The following is an 18,686-nucleotide window of genomic DNA, read 5'->3' as shown; positions in this document are numbered from 1 at the left end:
GAATCGTTTATGAGATTAAGAGATAGGGTTGCCATTATCACAGGATCCGGAAGCGGACAAGGCAGAGCGGCTGCTAAAATATTTGCCAGAGAAGGCGCTGCTGTCGTTATTGCCGAGTGGAACGAAGAAAATGGCAAACAGGTGGAAAATGAGATTTTGGCTGACGGCGGGCAGGCCATGTTCATAAAAACCGATGTATCCAATGAAGAAAATATTGTTGCACTTGTTGATGAAGTCATGAATCGCTATGGAAAAATTGACGTTGTTTTCAACAATGCCGGCATCGGTTTTTCAGCCAATTCCAAGTATAAAATGGCGTCATTGATTGATACTCCACAAACTGATTGGAACAATATATTAGGGATCAATTTAAACGGTGTTTATTTGTTGTCCAAACATGTTCTGCCTATCATGATCAAGCAAAATGGCGGAAGCATTATCAATAATGCCTCATTGAATGGAATTGCTGGTGTAACGGGAGCAGATGCCTACACCGCGGCCAAAGGGGGAGTTGTCGCGTTAACCCGGGTGATGGCGGTTGATTATGGAAAATATAATATTCGCGTAAATTGCATATGTCCTGGAGCGATTGATACGCCTATGATTGCGGAAGTTCTAAGTATCCCTGAATTTGCCGAAAAATTCGCGGCTGGATGTCCATTAAGGAGAGTAGGTAAACCCGAGGAAATCGCTAATGCCGCCCTCTTCCTTGCATCGGATGAATCCAGCTACGTGACCGGACTCATAATGCCTGTTGATGGCGGAGTATATGCGCTGTAAAATTCAGCGAAAAACTGTAATAAAATTATTAAAAAATTTCGGGGGATTTTTCTCGTGGACTGTCGAATAGTATTAAGTGGAAATCATTGATCGGGATGTGATTGGAATTGGATCATATTTACACATTGAATGACAGTTTTCGAAACTATGCAGCGCCCCGAACGGAAAAAACATTAAAAAATATTTGGACGAATTACTTCATTAAGAAGAAAGAGATTGGAGCAATTCGTCCTGTTATTTTAAGTTCGTGGAAGCGCTCGCAAAAACATCGAGCAAACCCATTTGCTAACGAAGCCCCGGTTTGCGACCTGGCGACATTAAAGAAAATTCAACAAGAAAACAAGAATATTTTGACACTGATTCGTCCCTTTATGGATGATTTATTTGAAATGGTTAAAGGGACTGACAGTTTAATTGCGTTTGCAAATAGGGATGGAATCGTCCTCGATTTATGTGGTGACAGTGAAATCGCCATGAATGCGGCATCCATCAACTTCACGGTTGGGGTTAATATGAAAGAAGAGTCAATTGGGACAAATGCAATTGGGACAGCTTTGGCTACTGAAAAACCTATTCAGGTAATTGGCGCCGAGCATTATTGTGCCGTTTGGCATAGTGCCCATTGTTCAAGTGCCCCGATTATCGACCCCTTTACGAACGAACTGATTGGTGTCATTACGTTAATAGGCTATATCCGCACTGCCAATCCCCATTCTCTTGGACTCGTTAAAACTGCCGCAGATACCATTGTGAAATTAATTGAACAGCAAGGCATTATAAAAGAAAAATACATGATGAGCAATTACTTCAGTGCGGCACTTGACTCAATATCAGACGGCATTCTCATTGTCAATCGCTTTGGGGACATTATTCAGGCAAATAAGATTGCCTCTCACTTATTGAAAATACCATTATTGGACGCTGTCAAATGCAGGCTTAGTGACATTGAACATTTACAGCCTTTTTCGAAATACCTATCCGAAACGATCGATGGCAATGAAGTTATTTTTCAGGATGAACTATGCATTCCCCATGATCAAAAGCATACGTTGATTTTTACAATGAGAAGAATTGATGATGGGAAAGAACATATCGGCTGTATTATCATTCTTAAAAAGAAAGTAAACAAGGAAACCAATAAACTAAAGGCAAAATACTTTTTCTCTTCACTTATTGGTGAGGCACCCCTGTTTAAGCAGGCGATTAAACTGGCGGAAAAGGCGGCCTCTACGGATAAAAGCATCTTGATAACTGGTGAAAGCGGAACAGGTAAAGAGCTTTTTGCTCAGGCGATCCATAATGAGAGCATGCGGCAAAACGAACCATTTCTTGCCATAAATTGTGCGGCCATTCCAAAAGACCTTATAGCAAGTGAATTATTTGGATATGTAGAAGGTGCTTTCACAAATGCCGCGAAGGGAGGCAGGAAGGGGAAATTTGAAGCTGCGAATGGCGGAACGATTTTTCTTGACGAAATAGGGGATATGCCGCTGGAATTACAAGCTCATTTATTAAGGGTGTTGGAGGAAAAGGAAATTACCCCGGTCGGTTCCCATCTATCAAAGCCTATTGATGTTCGTATTATTGCTGCGACCAATAAGGATTTGGTTGAATTGGTTAAGGAAAACAAATTTCGCCTTGATTTGTTTTATCGTCTAAACGTTATTTACATTCAAATACCTCCTTTAAAAAAACGGAAACAAGATATTGAATTGTTTATCAGGCATTTTCTTCCCAATAAAAAGATAAGCAACGATGTTCTGAAATATTTTTTTGAGTACGATTGGCCGGGCAATTTAAGGGAATTCAAAAATGTAATGGAGCAAATCGAAATTTTTTGTGATGAAATGATGGTAACCGAGGAGTATATTCCTGCTTATGTTCGTACGGCCATCCAAAGTGAAAAGGAAGAGTTGAATTTATATCAATCACTGGCAAATGAAACCAGGAAAGACACCTTAATTTCTACTTTGAAAAATAGTGGAAGTGTCTCCCAAGCAGCCACAAAACTGGGAGTATCAGCAAGCACATTATATCGTTGGGCCAGTGAATATCAAATCAATATTAAGGAGTTTATTAAATCGAGTTGAGTATGGTTGTTTGAACCTGAAGCATGTATATCCCCGTTTTAGCTCCACAAGAAATGACAGAAAACCTGCAAATTAAACACCGAGAAATCAAGTGGCGCCAAAATAAGAAAAAAGCATACTAATTTTATTTACAAAATAATACCTTGGCAAAAGAGAGCCATTATTGGTTCTCTTTTGCCTTACTAAATATTTTTTAAAAAGGGAGTGATCAAAAGTGTTTCATTTTACAGAAAGTGAAGAACAACGAAGAATGCTCGATAAGGCTACGGAAATTATGGATAAATATGTATTTCCTAATGAGAAGTACATGGTTCCACATCGTGGGCTGCCGGATGAAATCTTAAAGCCCTTGCAGCAAATAGTAAAAGATAACGGATTATGGGCCGCCCACTTACCGAAGGAATACGGCGGAATGGGAATGGGGTTCGTCTCTTTAGGTTTGCTTTCTGAGGTGATTGGCCAAAGTCCAATTGGACCGTATATCTTTGGTTCAATGGCCCCAGATGCAGGTAACGGTGAAATTCTAGTTCATGCGGCAACAGAAGAACAAAAGAAAAAATATTTAAGGCCGCTCGCAAACTACGATATCCGCTCCTGCTTTGCCATGACAGAGCCGGAAGTTTCTGGTTCTGACCCGAGAACATTACAAGGCACGGCTGTAAAAGATGGTGATGAGTGGGTCATAAACGCCCATAAATGGTACACAACAGGAGCAGAGGGGGCTGCTTTTGCCATTGCTATGGTGGTGACGGATCCCGCTGCAGACCCATACAACAGAACAAGTTTGTTCATTGTTGATACCGATAATCCGGGCTTTGAAATTGTTCGCGAGGTTCCTGTTTTAGGTGACCATTATGTCGGGGGACACTGTGAAGTCCGTTTTTCAAACTGCCGGATTCCGGAGAAAAACATGCTCGGGAGACGCGGCGAAGGCTTTAAGTTGGCCCAGCTGCGCTTAGGTCCCGGCCGGATTACCCATGCCATGCGTTGGATAGGGGTTGCCCGCCGCTCACTAAATGAAATGATCGCTTATTCTTTAACGAAAAAAGACGGTAATAAGACTCTCGCAGACTCGCAAATTATCCAAAATTACATCGCCGATTCAGAAGCAGAAATACAAGCCTCAAGACTCCTTACATTGCATGCAGCTTGGAAAATGGACCAGGGCGATGAAGCCCGCAAAGAAGTATCCCTTATCAAGTTTTACGGAGCCCAAGTACTGAACAATGTGATTGACCGTGCCATTCAAACGCTTGGAATGTACGGTTTAACCCCAAATACACCGCTCGAAGGCCTGTACCGTGAAGCAAGGGCCGCCCGCATTTATGATGGTGCCGACGAGGTCCACCGAATGGTCGTAGCGAGACACGTATTAAAAGAGTATCAAGCAAAGGAGAGGTTGAATGAGCCAGCAGCAGTTCCAAAATAAAGTAACTGAAGTGAATTGGTCAAAGGTTGAAGAGTATCTTAAGCAGGAAATCCCTGTACTAAGTGACGAACCCATTCAGGTCAAAGCGTTTTCTGCTGGGTACTCCAACTTAACTTACTTTATCAAAATAGGAGATTGGCAGGCAGTATTAAGAAGACCACCGTTTGGCGCCATCCCTCCTAAAGCTCATGATATGAAAAGAGAATTTATCATCCTTCAGAAACTAAATCGCGTTTTTCCATTAGCACCTAAACCCTTTCTTTATTGTGAGGATTCAAGGATTATGGAGCGGCACTTTTATGTGATGGAGAAAAAAGAAGGTGTCGTGATTGATGATTCAATTCCTGATGAGTTTCAAACCCAAGAAAATACCGGCTTACTAGTTTCTAATGCCGTTGTGGATACCCTGGCACAGTTGCATGCCGTAGATTATGAAGCAGCCGATCTGCAAGATTTCGGATATCCGGATGGGTACTTAAGCCGGCAGGTGCATGGCTGGATTAAACGATTCCATAACTCGAAAACAGATGATATTCCTTCCGTTGAAAAATTAGAGAAGTGGTTAATTGACAATATCCCATCTTCACCCGCACCATCTATCGTTCATAATGATTTTAAATTAAATAATATGATGTTTTCAGCCAGCAACCCAGGAGAAGTCGTCGGCGTCTTTGATTGGGAATTAAGTACAATAGGTGATCCATTAACAGATCTAGCCTCCGCAATTGCCTACTGGGCGGAACCTGGTGAGGAGGATAGCGGATTGACGTCCGTTACAGCCAATCCCGGTTTTCTCTCGAGAGGAGAAATGTTAGAACGATATGCGAAGAAAAGTGGCCGTGACGTATCCCAAATTGATTATTATCTAACGTTTGCTTTTTATAAAATCGCCGTCATCCTTCAGCAACTTTATTACCGCTGGAAAATTGGTGAAGCACCTGATGAACGCTTTGGCAAACTAGATACGGGCATTAAAAACCTGCTGAAAAAAGCGGCAAAAGCACAGCGGAAGGAACTTTTGCGATAAAAAGCTTTACTTATGCTAAAAAAAAGCTTCTCTATTAGCGGATTTTAGCCGTCTATTAGCTAATTTCCAACTTTTATTAGCGAATTTAGCAGTTTTATTAGCGAATTACCCCCGTTTATTAGCGATTTGGATTGCCACCGATTATTTAGGAGTTAGCCTTTTACAAAGGAGTGAAACACATGCCCAACACAATTGTAGATATTGAGCTCGAAATACTAAAAAAGACTGTCCAGTCCTTTATCAAAAACCATGTTCTGCCCGCAGAACATGCGCCTGAAAAGTATGTAAAAGAGCTTTCCGAAGAAGTTGTCGCCCGTCTCAAAACTGAGGCCAAAAAGGCGGGATTACAGGCATTGCATGCCAAACAGGAATGGGGCGGGACAGGATTGTCTTTATCAGCAAGAGCTGTTTTGCTTGAGGAAGCAGCTAAGCACAGGCTGGGACTCTACCATCCTGCCGGTGATGCATTTGGCGGAGACTTCCCAAGTTTTTTGGACAAATGTTCACAGGAGCAGATTGATAAATATATAAAGCCTGCCATCAGCCTGGGCAAGGGATGTTTTGTTGCTGTATGGGAGGAACAAGAAGATAACCATCTTGACAGTTTGACCACGACAGCGATAAAGGACGGAACGGAGTGGATCATTAATGGCCATAAGGCATTCATTCAAAACATGGCCCAATCTTCCTTTGGAGTCATTCTTGTCAACTGTCAATTAGAAAATGGTGATTATCAGCCAGCCTTATTTTTACTGGAGACCAATCAACTTAGTGTTAAGGAAACCGTGCTGATTGATGTTCAATTAACTCATAGTATTGTATTGGAAAATATCCGCGTCAACGATTGTCAACGAGTCGGGGCAATAGGGGAGGGCATAGCTCTCGTTCAGCACTGGCTTGCAGAGGCACAGGTATTGCTTGGTGCAAAAAGTATTGGCGTAGCTACCAAAGCGCTTGAATTTGGGAAACAATATGCAATGTTACGAATAACTAGAGGGAAACCGCTCTCTGAATTTCCAACCATCCGAACCATGCTGGCAAAATCATATTTGAATTTGCAGGCTGCAAGATTAATGGTAAGCGATGCAGCCAAAAAAATAGAATCAAAGGAACAGAACTGGCAGCTCGCAGCCCAAATGGCAAAACTGCAGGCCACCGAAACTGCTTCAAAAGTCATCGATGATATTGTGCAAATACACGGCGGTTCAGGGTTCGCCGGTGACCTGCCAATCGAGCGATGGTACAAGGAAATTCGGATAGCAAGGGTAAACCTACAAAAAGCTGAAACTATCATGGAAAATATTGCCGATATAATACTTTAGAGTTAAAGAAAATTCTCTTAAGGGGTCTGACCTGTCAAGTTTTGGGATTACAAACTTAGCGGGATCCGGCCCTTTTTGAAAATTATTTTTTTGAAAATTACAATAAATGGAGGGATTTTCGATTATAAATGGAATTTTAATATAGTAACCTTTTAATTTTAAACATTATGTCAGTTAAGGAGCGATATCATGATAGATTTCATTCGATCAAGACAGTTGTTAGTGGACCAAATGCTTGAGCGGTCAACAAGAAGGTTTCCCAATAAGATTGCCTTAGTGAGCAATGAGGTGCGGGTAACTTACGAAGAACTACATAATCGTGTCAACGTCCTGGCTGGATGGCTCCAATTCAAAGGTATTCAAAAGGGTGACAAGGTTGCCTTGTTACTATTCAATCGAATCGAGTATGCAGAGTGTTTGTATGCTTTAGCCAAAATAGGGGCTGTCGCTGTTCCGATTAACTTCCGTTTACAACCGGCTGAAATTGAGTATATTCTCACAAACTCTGAAGCAAAAATGATTGTTGTTGACAACAAACTTGTTTCTACGATAGAAGTTATTAAAAACCATCTTCCGAACCTTGAAGAAATGGTTGTGGTTGATGATAACAGCCTACATAATGATTCCCATTATCCCTATAATCAGATTTTTACCAATCCATATACTCCTAGTTTGGTAGAGCATGAAGATGATGATGATTTCTTAATTTGCTATACATCCGGGACAACTGGCAAACCGAAGGGCGCTGTCCTATCTCATAAAAATGTTTATATGAATGCTATGAACTACTCTCTTGAATTTGGCCTTACAAAGGATGAGGTCCAGTTAATTACGACACCGATGTTCCATATCGGCGGGATTTCTGCCTTCTCCATGGTGGTTCTCATGGGAGGAAGGTCTATTTTTCATGATAAATTTGATCCGGAACGCGTATTGGAAACCTTTGACGCTGAGAAAATTACATACAGCTTCATGGTCCCTTCCATGTGGAATATGTTATTGGAACATCCGAGATTTGAAGAATTTGATGTTTCAAGTTTGCGGGTTCTTTGTACTGCCGCTGCTTCCACACCATTAGAATTGAAAAAACGGCTCATGAAGCATTTCCCAAATGCAGGAGTCTTTGATACTTACGGCCAGACAGAAACTTCACCAGGAACCACGACCTTAAAACCAACCGATTCCTTAAATAAATCTGGCTCGGTGGGATTGTCTTTTACCAATGTCGAGATTCGGGTTGTTGATGAGCGGATGCTCGATGTAGAACCGGGACAGGTTGGCGAAATTATCTTCAGAGGTCCGACCGTTATGAAGGGCTATTATAAAAATCCTGAGGCGACGGCGGAAGCGTTTCGAGGAGGCTGGCTTCACAGCGGCGATTTGGCCGTGACAGATGAAGAAGGGTATATTTCCGTTGTTGACCGCAAAAAGGACATGATTATCAGCGGCGGCGAGAATATTTATCCAAAAGAAATTGAAGAGGTATTATATACCCACCCTAATATTCTTGAAGCAGCAGTCATTGGTGTCCCGGACCCTAAATGGGGAGAAACGGTAAAAGCCTTGATTGTCCTGCGCAATGGGAAAAGTTTAACAGAACAAGAGGTTATCAACTATTGTTCAGGTGCATTAGCAAGCTACAAAAAACCGCGCTATGTAGAATTTTTGGAAGAATTGCCACGGAATGCGGCAGGAAAAATTCTAAAAACTGTTTTAAGAGAATTAGAAAGTACCAGGAAGGAGTCGTAAATTTTGCTTACAGAAATAGGAGTCACACAAGTAACCGTCCCGCTTCCTTTTCGTTTAAATCACGTGAATTGTTTTTTAGCCGAGGGAGCAAATGGATGGGTCATCATCGATGCAGGTTTAAATACAGAGGTTTCAAGGGATATCTGGCGGCCCATTATTGAAAAACATGATGTACAAGATATCATCATTACCCATTATCATCCTGACCATTTTGGCTATGCAGGGACTTTGCAGCAATTAACTAACGCTGAGGTTTGGATGACCGAAGTGGATGCAAAGACAGGACTAGACTGCTGGGAGCCGGAATCGATCGCTGAAATGAAGCAGCATTATGATACCTTTGGCTTTCCCGATGATTTATCCGCGGTACTAACATCAGATGAGAATAGTTTTAATGCTAAGGTAAAACCTTATCCTACAGTAAACCATCACCTCATAGAGGGAATGAAAATCCCTTTCGGTAACTATGAATATGAAGTGATATTTACACCGGGACACTCAGATGGGTTAGTAAGCCTTTTTAACAAGGAAAATAGCATTCTTTTTTCAACAGACCATATTTTGCCGAGAATTTCACCTAATATCTCTTATTGGTTCCGCGGCATCCGCAATCCATTAGAAGCGTTCTTTCAATCTCTTGAAAAAATAAAAGTATTGGATGCTGATTTCGTCATCCCTTCCCATGGCAAACCTTTTCGTGGAGCCAACCAGAGAATCGATGAATTATTGGCCCATCATCAGGAGCGGTTGGAAAAAGTCTGTGAGGTGCTGAAACAACCAAGGACTATCTACGAAGTAAACGGGCATTTGTTTCAAAATCTAAACATCCACGAAACACGCTTTGCCGTTGGTGAAACATTAGCACACTTGGAATACCTTTATTTCAATAATCAATGTTATAAAAATTTGCAGAACGGTACGTGGTATTACGAGATTAAATAAATGTCAAAAAAAATAACCTTACAGCAGCGGCCTTGATAAAGGCTGCTTTTATTATGATATTTTGTGGCGTTGCTAGGATTTTAAATGAAGAATTGGGAAAAATACCTATAATTCTTTCTCAACCGAAGGGTGTTTTTTATGGAATGGAGTTATTTATGGAAAGCGGTCTTGATTGTGATAGCGGGGACCATCCTGTTGAGAATTGCAGGCAGGAAAACCATATCTCAAATGACCTTAGCGGAAACGGTTGTTATGATTGCAATTGGAACTCTTCTTGCTCAACCTGTTGCGGGTAGGGATTTAAGGACCACCTTTATGGTTGGTGCTGTCTTTGTCGCGACACTGTTGGTAATGGAATTTGTCCAAATGAAATCTGACAAAATTGAAAAAGCGATCACAGGAAAGGCAAAGGTGGTAATCGACAACGGCAATTTAAATGAAACCAATTTGCGAAAACTGCGATTATCGGTAGACCAACTTGAAATGAAACTCCGACAAAAAAGTGTAACCAAAATAAGTGACGTAAAATGGGCAACACTCGAGCCGAATGGTCAATTAGGCCTTGAGTTAAAGGAGGAAGCCCAGCCTGTTACAAAAAAAGACTTCGAAGAGTTTAAACAAACAATCGTTAACTTGATCCCTAGTAATACGCAGCTTTCGCATATTAATGAAATTTTGAAGTTGTTAAACAATAAGGTGCAGCCCGAATCCCAAGAGGACATTTTTGCTGAGGTCAAGAACCAGGAACATACATCTCCACCGCCAAAGTATTTACAATAATTAGAGCGCCAGGCACTACTCTTAGAGGGTAGTGCCTGATTATATTTGAAGATATCTTTGCGTTATTATATTATAAAATTAATAATACTCAGTAGAGAATGAATATTTTTAGAATTTTGAACAGTTCCTTTTAAAACTATTGTTGGAGTGATTCCATGACCGCTGTCCTCATCGATAAAATTCCATTTCCGTTTTTTACAGCAGCATCTGACGGTTCCATCCTATATAGCAATGAAATAATTCAACAGCATATTCCGTTTTCTGGGAATAATATCAATGAGGTCTTTGATACTTGGCTTGAACTAAGGGGAGGCCAGTTAATCCATGCATCAACGGGTGATAAAGATTGGATTTTTATCAAAAGTATATTCCCTAATTCTGAGAAAATAGGCTATATCGGAACTTTTTCTACAGAATTGACTTCATTAATCGCGGAATTAAAGGAAGCCAGGAAAATCAACCGAGAGCTTAATGCCGTTATCGAGAATATGTATGACGGGATTTATATTACCAATAAAGAAGGCATTACCGTTAAAACAAATTCAGCGATTGAAAGGCTGACCGGGATTCCAAAGGAATATTATATTGGCAAAAAAGTCGATGATTTGATGAAAAGGGGTATTTTAAAAAACTCCGTTACCCACCAGGTCCTTGAGAAAAAGCGAAGCGTGTCTTTAGTCCAGCAAAATTTCAAAGGCAGGGAAGTGCTGTTAACCGGCAGCCCTGTTCTTGATGAAAATGGTGAAATTGAAAGTATTGTCACCAATATCCGCGACCTATCGGAGCTAAATGACCTACAGGCCGCACTGACAAAGGCAAATCAGTTGAATCATAGTTATAAAGAAGAAATTGAGCGTCTGAAAGGCAAATCATTTACAAAAAGTGGCGTGGTCATCCGGAGTGAGCAGCTGCAGAAAATTTATGAGACAGCAGAGCGCATCGCCAATGTCGATGCGACCGTGCTTATTCTTGGTGAAACAGGAACAGGGAAAGATGTTCTGGCCCGCTATATATTTGACAATTGTGAACGAAGCCGGAGAGGTCAAATGATTAAAATCAATTGTGGTGCCATTCCCCCGGATTTGCTCGAATCGGAATTGTTTGGCTATGAGGCCGGTGCCTTCACTGGAGCGAGTAGCAAAGGAAAGCCGGGTATGTTTGAGCTTGCCAATGATGGCGTCCTTTTCCTTGATGAAGTGGGGGAGCTTCCGCTTCACTTACAGGTTAAACTCTTACGGGTCATCCAGGAGCGAGAAGTGCAGCGGATCGGCGGAACGGTCCCTAAGAAAGTGGATGTTCGCACCATTGCTGCCACGAACAGAAATTTAAAGGAAATGGTAGCGGACGGGAAGTTTCGCGAGGACTTATTTTATCGTTTGAATGTGATTCCCATTTCCATTCCACCGCTCAGCGATCGGAAGGCCGATATTCTGCCGCTCGTCGATTATTTCCTGGAGGTAATGAATAGCAAATATTCCTTGGACAAACAACTCTCCTCGGGTCTCAAAGAGTTCTTCTATAATTATGACTGGCCGGGGAACGTCCGCGAATTGTCCAATTTGATTGAGAGAATGTGCCTTGTTACAGAAGAATCAACCTTAACCGTTGATCATTTGCCAGTCGATTATCGAAAAACGGGAATGCAGGACATTCCGATCAATGAGATGATGACTTTGAAGCAGGCAACTGAAATAGCGGAAGAGAAGCTACTTAAACTGGCACTGAAAAAATATCGGACGACCTATGAATTAGCGGAAGCACTAGATAGCAGCCAGCCAACCATCGTAAGGAAATTAAAGAAATACAACTTGAAATTTTGATTGACCAAACCACCTTCAAAGGTGGTTTTTATTTTTGATTCATTAATGATTTTTTAATTCAAAAATGAATCACAGGAATTAACCATACTTTTGCCGTTTCTTTAATTCAAAAATGAATCATTCGAATTATAGAAAAGTTCGAAATACTTATTTTTTAAGCGTTTCCAATGTTGGCACGGTTCTTGCATCTATTTTAAGCAGAAACAAAAAAGAGGAGGAAATACATATGTTAGTGACACTTCCGCAAGAAATTGAACAAATGAAACAAATGGTACGTAACTTCGTTGAAAAAGAAGTTGAACCTTACGCTCAGATCATCGAGGACGAGGATCGCATTCCGCAGCACCTGATTGACCAGGCAAAAGACTTAGGATTATTCGGCATCAGCATTCCTGAAGAATACGGCGGCATCGGGCTAAATACGGTTGGCAAAGCTGTTGTTCTTGAACAGCTTGGCCGCACGCATAACGGTTTCGTCAGCTTAATCAGTGCCCATACTGGAATCGGTTCTACTGGGCTTGTAAAGCTAGCCTCTGATTACCTGAAGCAAAAATACCTTCCAGACATGGCCGCAGGCAAAAAAATTGCCGCCTTCGCACTTTCTGAACCAGGTGCCGGCTCAGATGCAACTAATCTAGCGACACGTGCAGAAAAAGTGGGCAACAACTGGATTCTAAATGGGACAAAGCATTTCATTACCAATGCACCGGTTGCCGATGTGTTTACCGTATTTGCCTTAACAGATCCTGAAAAAGGTGCCAAGGGCGGCATTACGGCGTTCCTCGTTGAAAAGAATTTCCCTGGCTTCACCGTCGGCAAGAAGGATAAAAAAATGGGCTTACGTGGTTCCTATACTGCCCAGTTAATTTTTGAAGACTGTGTGGTTCCTGAAGAAAATGTGATCGGCGAAGTCGGCATGGGCTACATGTCAGCGTTAAAAATCTTGGGCGAAGGCCGCGTGGGCTTGGCCGCACGGTCCGTCGGTTCATGTGACAAATTAATTGAGCTTTCTGCTTCCTATTCTAAGCAAAGAGTCCAATTTAAAAAACCAATTGCGGCAAATCAAGCGATTCAATGGATGCTGGCCGATATGGCAACTGAAACAGAGGCGGCAAGAGCCCTTACCTTAAAAGCAGCAATGATGATTGATGAAGGAAAAGTAGTCATCAAGGAAGCATCGATGGCGAAATTATTCGCTTCCGAAGTGTTTAACCGAGTGGCTGATAAAGCCGTTCAAATCCATGGCGGTATGGGGTATGTATCTGATTATCCGGTTGAGCGCTTCTACCGTGACGCCAGGATTACCAAGATCTATGAAGGAACAAACGAAATCCAGCGCCTGATTATTGCAAGAAGAATCTTAGAAGAGAATTAAGATGGGGGACGGACATGCAAAAAGAACTGTTTAATATCGAAAATAAGGTTGCTTTTATTACAGGCGGAGGCAGAGGGCTTGGCCGGCAAATCGCTGAGGCATATGCTTCCTCCGGTTGCCACATCGCCGTTTGTTCGCGGCATTTAGACCAGTGTGAGGAAACGGCACAGTATTTATCTGAAACGTTTGGTGTGAAAGCGAAAGGGTATTCCTGCAATATTCAAAATGAAAACGACGTCAACGAGCTGGTAAGCCAGATTCTCTCTGATTTCGGACAAATTGACATTCTTGTTAACAACAGCGGCGCCACCTGGGGAGCACCGGTTGAAGAAATGCCTTTGGAAGCCTGGGAAAAAGTCATGAACGTTAACCTGACCGGGATGTTTCTAGTGACAAAAGCAGTCGGCAAACAGATGATTGAACGAAAATCCGGCAAGATTATCAACATTGGTTCAGTGGCGGGCATCAAGGCGGAACCGCCTGAAGTGCTAAATGCCATTGGCTACAGCACTAGCAAAGCGGCCGTTCATCATTTTACAAAAGACCTTGCTAGAAAATGGGCCCGTCATCAAATTTATGTCAATGCCATTGCACCGGGATTCTTCCCATCCAAAATGACGAAACATGTGCTAGCAGAACGCGGAGAGGAAATTAAAAAGCACAATCCGCTTGGCAGAATTGGCGATGACCACGCTCTAATGGGAGCCGCGCTTTACTTTGCCAGCCCGGCGAGTGACTTTGTGACTGGGCAGGTTTTGGCTGTGGATGGTGGAAGTACGCTTTAGGGCTCGTCTCTGCCTTGAAGGCATCTTGGGAGAGAAAATCGGGTTTATCCGAGAGTAAGTGGAGCTTATGCGAGAGTATTTCTTGCCTATCCGAGAGTAAAGGCGTCTTGCGAGAGAAAATTGGGTTTATCCGAGAGTAAACCAGGCCTAAGCGATAGTATTTCCTATCTATCCGAGAGAAAAACCAATTTATCCGTGAGTAGTGCCCGAAACCATATTTAATAAAACGCTTTAAAAAGGAGGTGCGATGTACTTGCAAAATTTAAAGAACCGGCCCTGGTATCAATTTTACAAGCAGGATGAGAGTATTGAAATTCCGGAAATTCCGCTTTACCGTATGCTGGAAGAATCCGTCCAAAAATATAGCGATAAAACTGCCATTATTTTCGAGGATGAACATGTCACTTTTCAGGAACTGAAGGATCAGGTCGACAGGCTGGCAGGCGCTTGGCGGGAGCTGGGCTTCCAAAAAGGCGAGCGGATTGGCTTAATGCTCGCCAATCATCCAGATTATATTATTTGTTATTATGCTGCACAAGCACTCGGACTAACGGTGGTCCAAATCAATCCATTGTATACGCCACGAGAGCTATTGCAAATCGTTAATGACTCGCAGGTCTCCTATATTGTAGGGGATCCAAAGTCAAGAAAAACCATTCTCGATGTAAACGAACTCTATCCGTTTCGGTACATTATTGGCTCACAATTTGAAGATTTGCACTCAGAAGAGTGTAAAACACTGGATTTGCTGATTCCATTTTCAGAACCAATCAATGCACCTGTGGAAATAGACGTCAGGGAAGATATTGCGGTCATTCAATATACCGGGGGCACCTCCGGGAAAATGAAAGGGGCCATGCTCACCCATTACAACCTGGTTGCCAATGTGGTTCAAAGTCTTCATATGTATGGGGAGAACATGGTCCGCGGTGAGGAGACCATTCTCGCTGCAACCCCTTTGTATCACGTGTACGCCATGACAAGTGCTATGAATCTCGGAATCCATATTGGGGCCAAAATTTTGTTGTTCAGAAAATTTGAAATCAATCATGTTCTGGAAAAAATTGAACAATATCAACCTACATTTTTTCCAGGTGTACCAAAAATGTATATTTCTTTCGTGAACCACCCGGCAATCAAAGATTATCGCTTGAACTGCTTGAAATTTTGTTCATCCGGTTCTGCCCCGCTGCCGGTAGAAGTGCTCAAAGGCTTTGAGGGGCTAACAGGTGCAAAAATTTCGGAAGGATTCGGACTGTCGGAAGCATCGCCTACCACACACCGAAATCCGCCATTTGGAATCCGGAAGGTTGGAAGCATTGGGATTCCCCTGCTTGGCACAGATTGCATGATTGTAGATGAACAGAACAACGAAGTGGGTCCGAAAAGTATCGGGGAACTGCTAATCAAAGGCCCGCAGATTATGAAAGGCTACTGGAATAACCAAGAAGAGACTCATGCAGCACTGCAGGACGGATGGCTTCATACCGGAGACCTCGCGATGATGGATGATGACGGTTATTTTTACATCGTCGGCCGAAAAAAAGAAATGATCATTGTTGGCGGATTCAATATCTATCCACAAGAGGTGGAGGGTGTCCTATATGAACACCCGGATATCGAGGAAGCAGCCGTAGTCGGTATTCCCCACGAAATGCACGGGGAAATCGTCAAAGCATTTATCGTCCCAAAAATCGGGAGGGAAATCGATCACGATGAATTAAAGGGATACTGCTATTCAAAGTTAACACCATACAAGGTTCCAAAAATGTTCGAAGTGCGCGAGGCCCTGCCGAGAAATACCGTAGGGAAACTTTTAAAAAGGCTCCTAGTCAAAGAGGAGCTTGAGAAAGGAGAAAAAGAATGACAACAAACATTCAAAAAGTTGGTGTCGTTGGCGCCGGCACCATGGGCGCCCAAATTGCCATGGTGTGTGCGCTCGGCGGTTATAGCGTCACGCTGCAGGATGTAAGTCCAGAAAGCCTTGAAAAAGGAAAACAAATCCTTGATGAACAAATGCAAAAAAGGGTGGCAAAAGGAAGACTGACAGCAGAAACCGTTGAAGCTGCTTTCAATCGAATCAAGTTCACCTCGTCCTTGGAAGAATTAAGCGATGCTGACATTGTTATCGAAGCGATTGTTGAAAAATTGGAGATTAAAAGAGAGCTATTTTCAAAGCTTGATAAAATCACACCGGCCCACGCGATTCTGGCCACTAACAGCTCAACCATCGTTAGTTCGAAAATTGCGGATGCAACCGAACGCCCGGATCAAGTGTGTAATGTCCATTTCTTCAATCCTGCCCTTGTGATGGAGCTTGTCGAGGTCGTCCGCGGGCCGCACACTTCTGCTGAAACGGCCGAAACGGCGATGGAGTTTGTGAAATCCATCAATAAGCTTCCAGTCCTGCTCAACAAAGAAATATCCGGTTTTGTCGCCAACAGAATTTTAGGAAAGTTGATGGACGAAGCGTTGTTCCTTCTCGAAAATGGGATTGCAAGCCACGAGGACATCGACCTAGTTGTCAAAAAAGCGCTCAACCATCCCATTGGCCCATTTGCCCTGATGGATTTAACCGGACTCGATGTCAATTACCTCGTCCGCATGCAGCGTTACCAGGAGAGCGGCGACGAGCGGGACAAACCTTCAAAGATTGTCCAAGAAAAAGTTGAAAAAGGCGAGTTAGGAAGAAAGACAGGTAAAGGGTTTTATACGTATGATGCCGCACCGGCAAAAGTTTAAATAGGAGGGTTATAAAATGAATATTTATGTGTTGTTAAAAAGAACGTTTGATACTGAAGAAAAAATTGTCGTTTCAAAAGGAGCCATCCAAGAGGACGGTGCTGAATTTATTATCAATCCATATGATGAGTACGGTGTAGAAGAAGCGATCCAAATCCGCGACAATCAAGGCGGGGAAGTAACCGTCGTGTCCGTTGGCGGGGAAGATGCAGAAAAGCAGCTGCGTACCGCGCTGGCAATGGGAGCAGATAAGGCAGTCCTAATCAATACAGAGGACGACCTTGAAGCAGGCGACGAATTTACGACTGCAAAAATTTTGGCTGAATACCTTAAGGATAAAGATGTGGATCTGATTTTTGCAGGAAACGTCGCGATTGACGGAGGAAGCGGACAAGTCGGACCACGTGTCGCCGACCTCTTAGATATCCCTTATGTCACCACCATTACAAAAATCGAAGTAGACGGCCAGAACGTAAACATCGTTAGAGATGTGGAAGGAAGCTCTGAAACGATTGAAACATCACTGCCGCTTTTGGTAACCGCACAACAAGGCTTAAATGAACCGCGCTATCCATCTTTGCCAGGAATCATGAAAGCGAAGAAAAAGCCGCTCGAAGAATTAGAGCTAGATGACCTTGATTTAGAGGAAGACGATGTTGAAGCAAAAACGAAAACAATCGAAATTTACCTGCCTCCGAAAAAAGAAGCCGGCCGCGTTCTTGAAGGAGAGCTTCAAGATCAAGTAAAAGAACTCGTAAATCTGCTTCATTCAGAAGCAAAGGTAATTTAAGGAGGGAAATGACATGACTAGAAAAGTTATTGTACTTGGAGAAATCCGTGATGGGGAACTAAGAAATGTATCATTTGAAGGGATTGCCGCAGCAAAAACTGTTGCCGAAGGTGGAGAAGTAGTTGCTGTCCTGCTTGGTGAATCGGTTGGAAATCTGGCACAAGAGTTGATTCAGTATGGTGCTGACCGGACTGTCGTGGTGGAAAACCCTAAGCTTGCCAGCTACACGCCAGATGGCTTTTCCCAGGCAATCCTTGCTGTTGTGGAGCAGGAACAGCCTGAAGCGATTATCTTTGGCCACACAGCACTTGGTAAAGACTTATCACCTAAGGTTGCCAGCAAGCTTGGTTCCGGGTTGATTTCCGATGCTGTGGCGATTGAAGCAGCAGGGGGAAATGTTGTTTTTACCCGACCAATCTATTCCGGTAAAGCATTTGAAAAGAAAATTGTCACGGACGGCCTAATTTTTGCCTCCATCCGACCAAATAATATTGCACCGCTTGAAAAAGATGCATCCCGCACTGGTGAGGTGTCCTCTGTTTCTGTGGAAATCAAAGATTTGCGTACTATTATTCGCGAAGTAGCGAAAAAGGCAATCCAAGGTGTTGACCTAACAGAAGCAAAAGTGATCATTTCCGGTGGACGCGGCGTGAAAAGTGAAGAAGGCTTCAAGCCGCTTCAAGAGCTTGCAGATGTACTTGGCGGCGCGGTTGGCGCTTCACGCGGTGCGTGTGATGCGGAGTACTGCGATTATTCCCTGCAGATTGGACAAACAGGTAAGGTTGTGACGCCTGATCTTTATATCGCTTGCGGAATTTCTGGGGCCATCCAGCACCTTGCGGGAATGTCCAACTCCAAAGTGGTCGTTGCTATCAATAAGGATCCGGAGGCCAATATTTTTAAAGTGGCCGATTACGGAATTGTCGGAGATTTATTTGAAGTGGTGCCAATGCTTACCGAAGAAATTAAAAATTTGCTTGTAAAAGCTTAGGTTTAGGAGATTAACAGAAAAGCAGCCCCCTTCTTAAGGAGGGCTCTTTCTGCATGAAAGGGGA

At 42.9% G+C, this 18,686-nt stretch carries 15 protein-coding genes; all 15 read left to right on the top strand.

Annotation, left to right across the window (positions count from 1 at the left end; all coding sequences use genetic code 11):
- The first annotated feature begins 9 nt into the window (after positions 1–9).
- Positions 10–780: an SDR family NAD(P)-dependent oxidoreductase gene (locus ACZ5B7_RS15050; protein WP_464494394.1), complete on the top strand. Its 771-nt coding sequence runs from the start codon at positions 10–12 to the stop codon at positions 778–780.
- A 107-nt stretch (positions 781–887) separates the two neighbouring features.
- Positions 888–2,870, top strand: coding sequence for a sigma-54-dependent Fis family transcriptional regulator (locus ACZ5B7_RS15045; RefSeq protein WP_464494393.1), 1,983 nt, complete (start codon positions 888–890; stop codon positions 2,868–2,870).
- Positions 2,871–3,084: 214 nt separating this feature from the next.
- Positions 3,085–4,299, top strand: coding sequence for an acyl-CoA dehydrogenase family protein (locus ACZ5B7_RS15040; RefSeq protein WP_464494392.1), 1,215 nt, complete (start codon positions 3,085–3,087; stop codon positions 4,297–4,299).
- On the top strand, positions 4,274–5,326 hold the full coding sequence (locus tag ACZ5B7_RS15035; protein WP_464494391.1) for a phosphotransferase family protein: 1,053 nt from the start codon (positions 4,274–4,276) through the stop codon (positions 5,324–5,326). The genes ACZ5B7_RS15040 and ACZ5B7_RS15035 overlap by 26 nt, the downstream gene beginning before the upstream one ends.
- A gap of 179 nt (positions 5,327–5,505) precedes the next feature.
- The gene (locus ACZ5B7_RS15030) at positions 5,506–6,648 is read left to right on the top strand and encodes an acyl-CoA dehydrogenase family protein (RefSeq protein WP_464494390.1); all 1,143 of its coding nucleotides are present in this window, start codon (positions 5,506–5,508) and stop codon (positions 6,646–6,648) included.
- Positions 6,649–6,837: 189 nt separating this feature from the next.
- The gene (locus tag ACZ5B7_RS15025; RefSeq protein WP_464494389.1) at positions 6,838–8,397 is read left to right on the top strand and encodes a class I adenylate-forming enzyme family protein; all 1,560 of its coding nucleotides are present in this window, start codon (positions 6,838–6,840) and stop codon (positions 8,395–8,397) included.
- A gap of 3 nt (positions 8,398–8,400) precedes the next feature.
- Positions 8,401–9,339, top strand: a complete 939-nt coding sequence (locus ACZ5B7_RS15020; RefSeq protein WP_464494388.1) for an MBL fold metallo-hydrolase — start codon at positions 8,401–8,403, stop codon at positions 9,337–9,339.
- A gap of 138 nt (positions 9,340–9,477) precedes the next feature.
- Complete coding sequence (locus ACZ5B7_RS15015) at positions 9,478–10,119, top strand: DUF421 domain-containing protein (RefSeq protein ID WP_464494387.1); 642 nt, start codon at positions 9,478–9,480, stop codon at positions 10,117–10,119.
- Positions 10,120–10,274: 155 nt separating this feature from the next.
- Positions 10,275–11,939: a sigma-54 interaction domain-containing protein gene (locus tag ACZ5B7_RS15010; protein ID WP_464494386.1), complete on the top strand. Its 1,665-nt coding sequence runs from the start codon at positions 10,275–10,277 to the stop codon at positions 11,937–11,939.
- Positions 11,940–12,165: 226 nt separating this feature from the next.
- Positions 12,166–13,314: an acyl-CoA dehydrogenase family protein gene (locus ACZ5B7_RS15005; protein ID WP_213139862.1), complete on the top strand. Its 1,149-nt coding sequence runs from the start codon at positions 12,166–12,168 to the stop codon at positions 13,312–13,314.
- A gap of 14 nt (positions 13,315–13,328) precedes the next feature.
- Positions 13,329–14,099, top strand: a complete 771-nt coding sequence (locus tag ACZ5B7_RS15000; RefSeq protein ID WP_213139863.1) for an SDR family oxidoreductase — start codon at positions 13,329–13,331, stop codon at positions 14,097–14,099.
- 247 nt (positions 14,100–14,346) lie between these two features.
- Positions 14,347–15,966, top strand: a complete 1,620-nt coding sequence (locus ACZ5B7_RS14995) for a long-chain-fatty-acid--CoA ligase (protein WP_464494385.1) — start codon at positions 14,347–14,349, stop codon at positions 15,964–15,966.
- On the top strand, positions 15,963–16,841 hold the full coding sequence (locus ACZ5B7_RS14990) for a 3-hydroxyacyl-CoA dehydrogenase family protein (protein ID WP_464494384.1): 879 nt from the start codon (positions 15,963–15,965) through the stop codon (positions 16,839–16,841). Before ACZ5B7_RS14995 ends, ACZ5B7_RS14990 begins: the two co-directional genes overlap by 4 nt.
- Before the next feature lie 16 nt (positions 16,842–16,857).
- Positions 16,858–17,631 (top strand): electron transfer flavoprotein subunit beta/FixA family protein, encoded by a 774-nt coding sequence (locus tag ACZ5B7_RS14985; protein WP_464494383.1) that lies wholly within the window; start codon positions 16,858–16,860, stop codon positions 17,629–17,631.
- Between the two features lie 13 nt (positions 17,632–17,644).
- Positions 17,645–18,622, top strand: a complete 978-nt coding sequence (locus tag ACZ5B7_RS14980; RefSeq protein ID WP_464494382.1) for an electron transfer flavoprotein subunit alpha/FixB family protein — start codon at positions 17,645–17,647, stop codon at positions 18,620–18,622.
- The last annotated feature ends 64 nt before the right edge of the window (positions 18,623–18,686 follow it).

Source organism: Neobacillus sp. S1115 (assembly GCF_055385565.1).
The sequence above is the reverse complement of the archived record's forward strand: the minus strand, read 5'-3'. Positions and strand labels throughout refer to the sequence as shown.

Coding starts and splice junctions, on each gene's coding strand:
- ACZ5B7_RS15050 (WP_464494394.1), top strand. CDS start 10: ATGAGATTAAGAGATAGGGTTGCCATTATCACAGGATCCGGAAGCGGA.
- ACZ5B7_RS15035 (WP_464494391.1), top strand. CDS start 4,274: ATGAGCCAGCAGCAGTTCCAAAATAAAGTAACTGAAGTGAATTGGTCA.
- ACZ5B7_RS15030 (WP_464494390.1), top strand. CDS start 5,506: ATGCCCAACACAATTGTAGATATTGAGCTCGAAATACTAAAAAAGACT.
- ACZ5B7_RS15025 (WP_464494389.1), top strand. CDS start 6,838: ATGATAGATTTCATTCGATCAAGACAGTTGTTAGTGGACCAAATGCTT.
- ACZ5B7_RS15015 (WP_464494387.1), top strand. CDS start 9,478: ATGGAATGGAGTTATTTATGGAAAGCGGTCTTGATTGTGATAGCGGGG.
- ACZ5B7_RS15010 (WP_464494386.1), top strand. CDS start 10,275: ATGACCGCTGTCCTCATCGATAAAATTCCATTTCCGTTTTTTACAGCA.
- ACZ5B7_RS15005 (WP_213139862.1), top strand. CDS start 12,166: ATGTTAGTGACACTTCCGCAAGAAATTGAACAAATGAAACAAATGGTA.
- ACZ5B7_RS15000 (WP_213139863.1), top strand. CDS start 13,329: ATGCAAAAAGAACTGTTTAATATCGAAAATAAGGTTGCTTTTATTACA.
- ACZ5B7_RS14995 (WP_464494385.1), top strand. CDS start 14,347: ATGTACTTGCAAAATTTAAAGAACCGGCCCTGGTATCAATTTTACAAG.
- ACZ5B7_RS14990 (WP_464494384.1), top strand. CDS start 15,963: ATGACAACAAACATTCAAAAAGTTGGTGTCGTTGGCGCCGGCACCATG.
- ACZ5B7_RS14985 (WP_464494383.1), top strand. CDS start 16,858: ATGAATATTTATGTGTTGTTAAAAAGAACGTTTGATACTGAAGAAAAA.
- ACZ5B7_RS14980 (WP_464494382.1), top strand. CDS start 17,645: ATGACTAGAAAAGTTATTGTACTTGGAGAAATCCGTGATGGGGAACTA.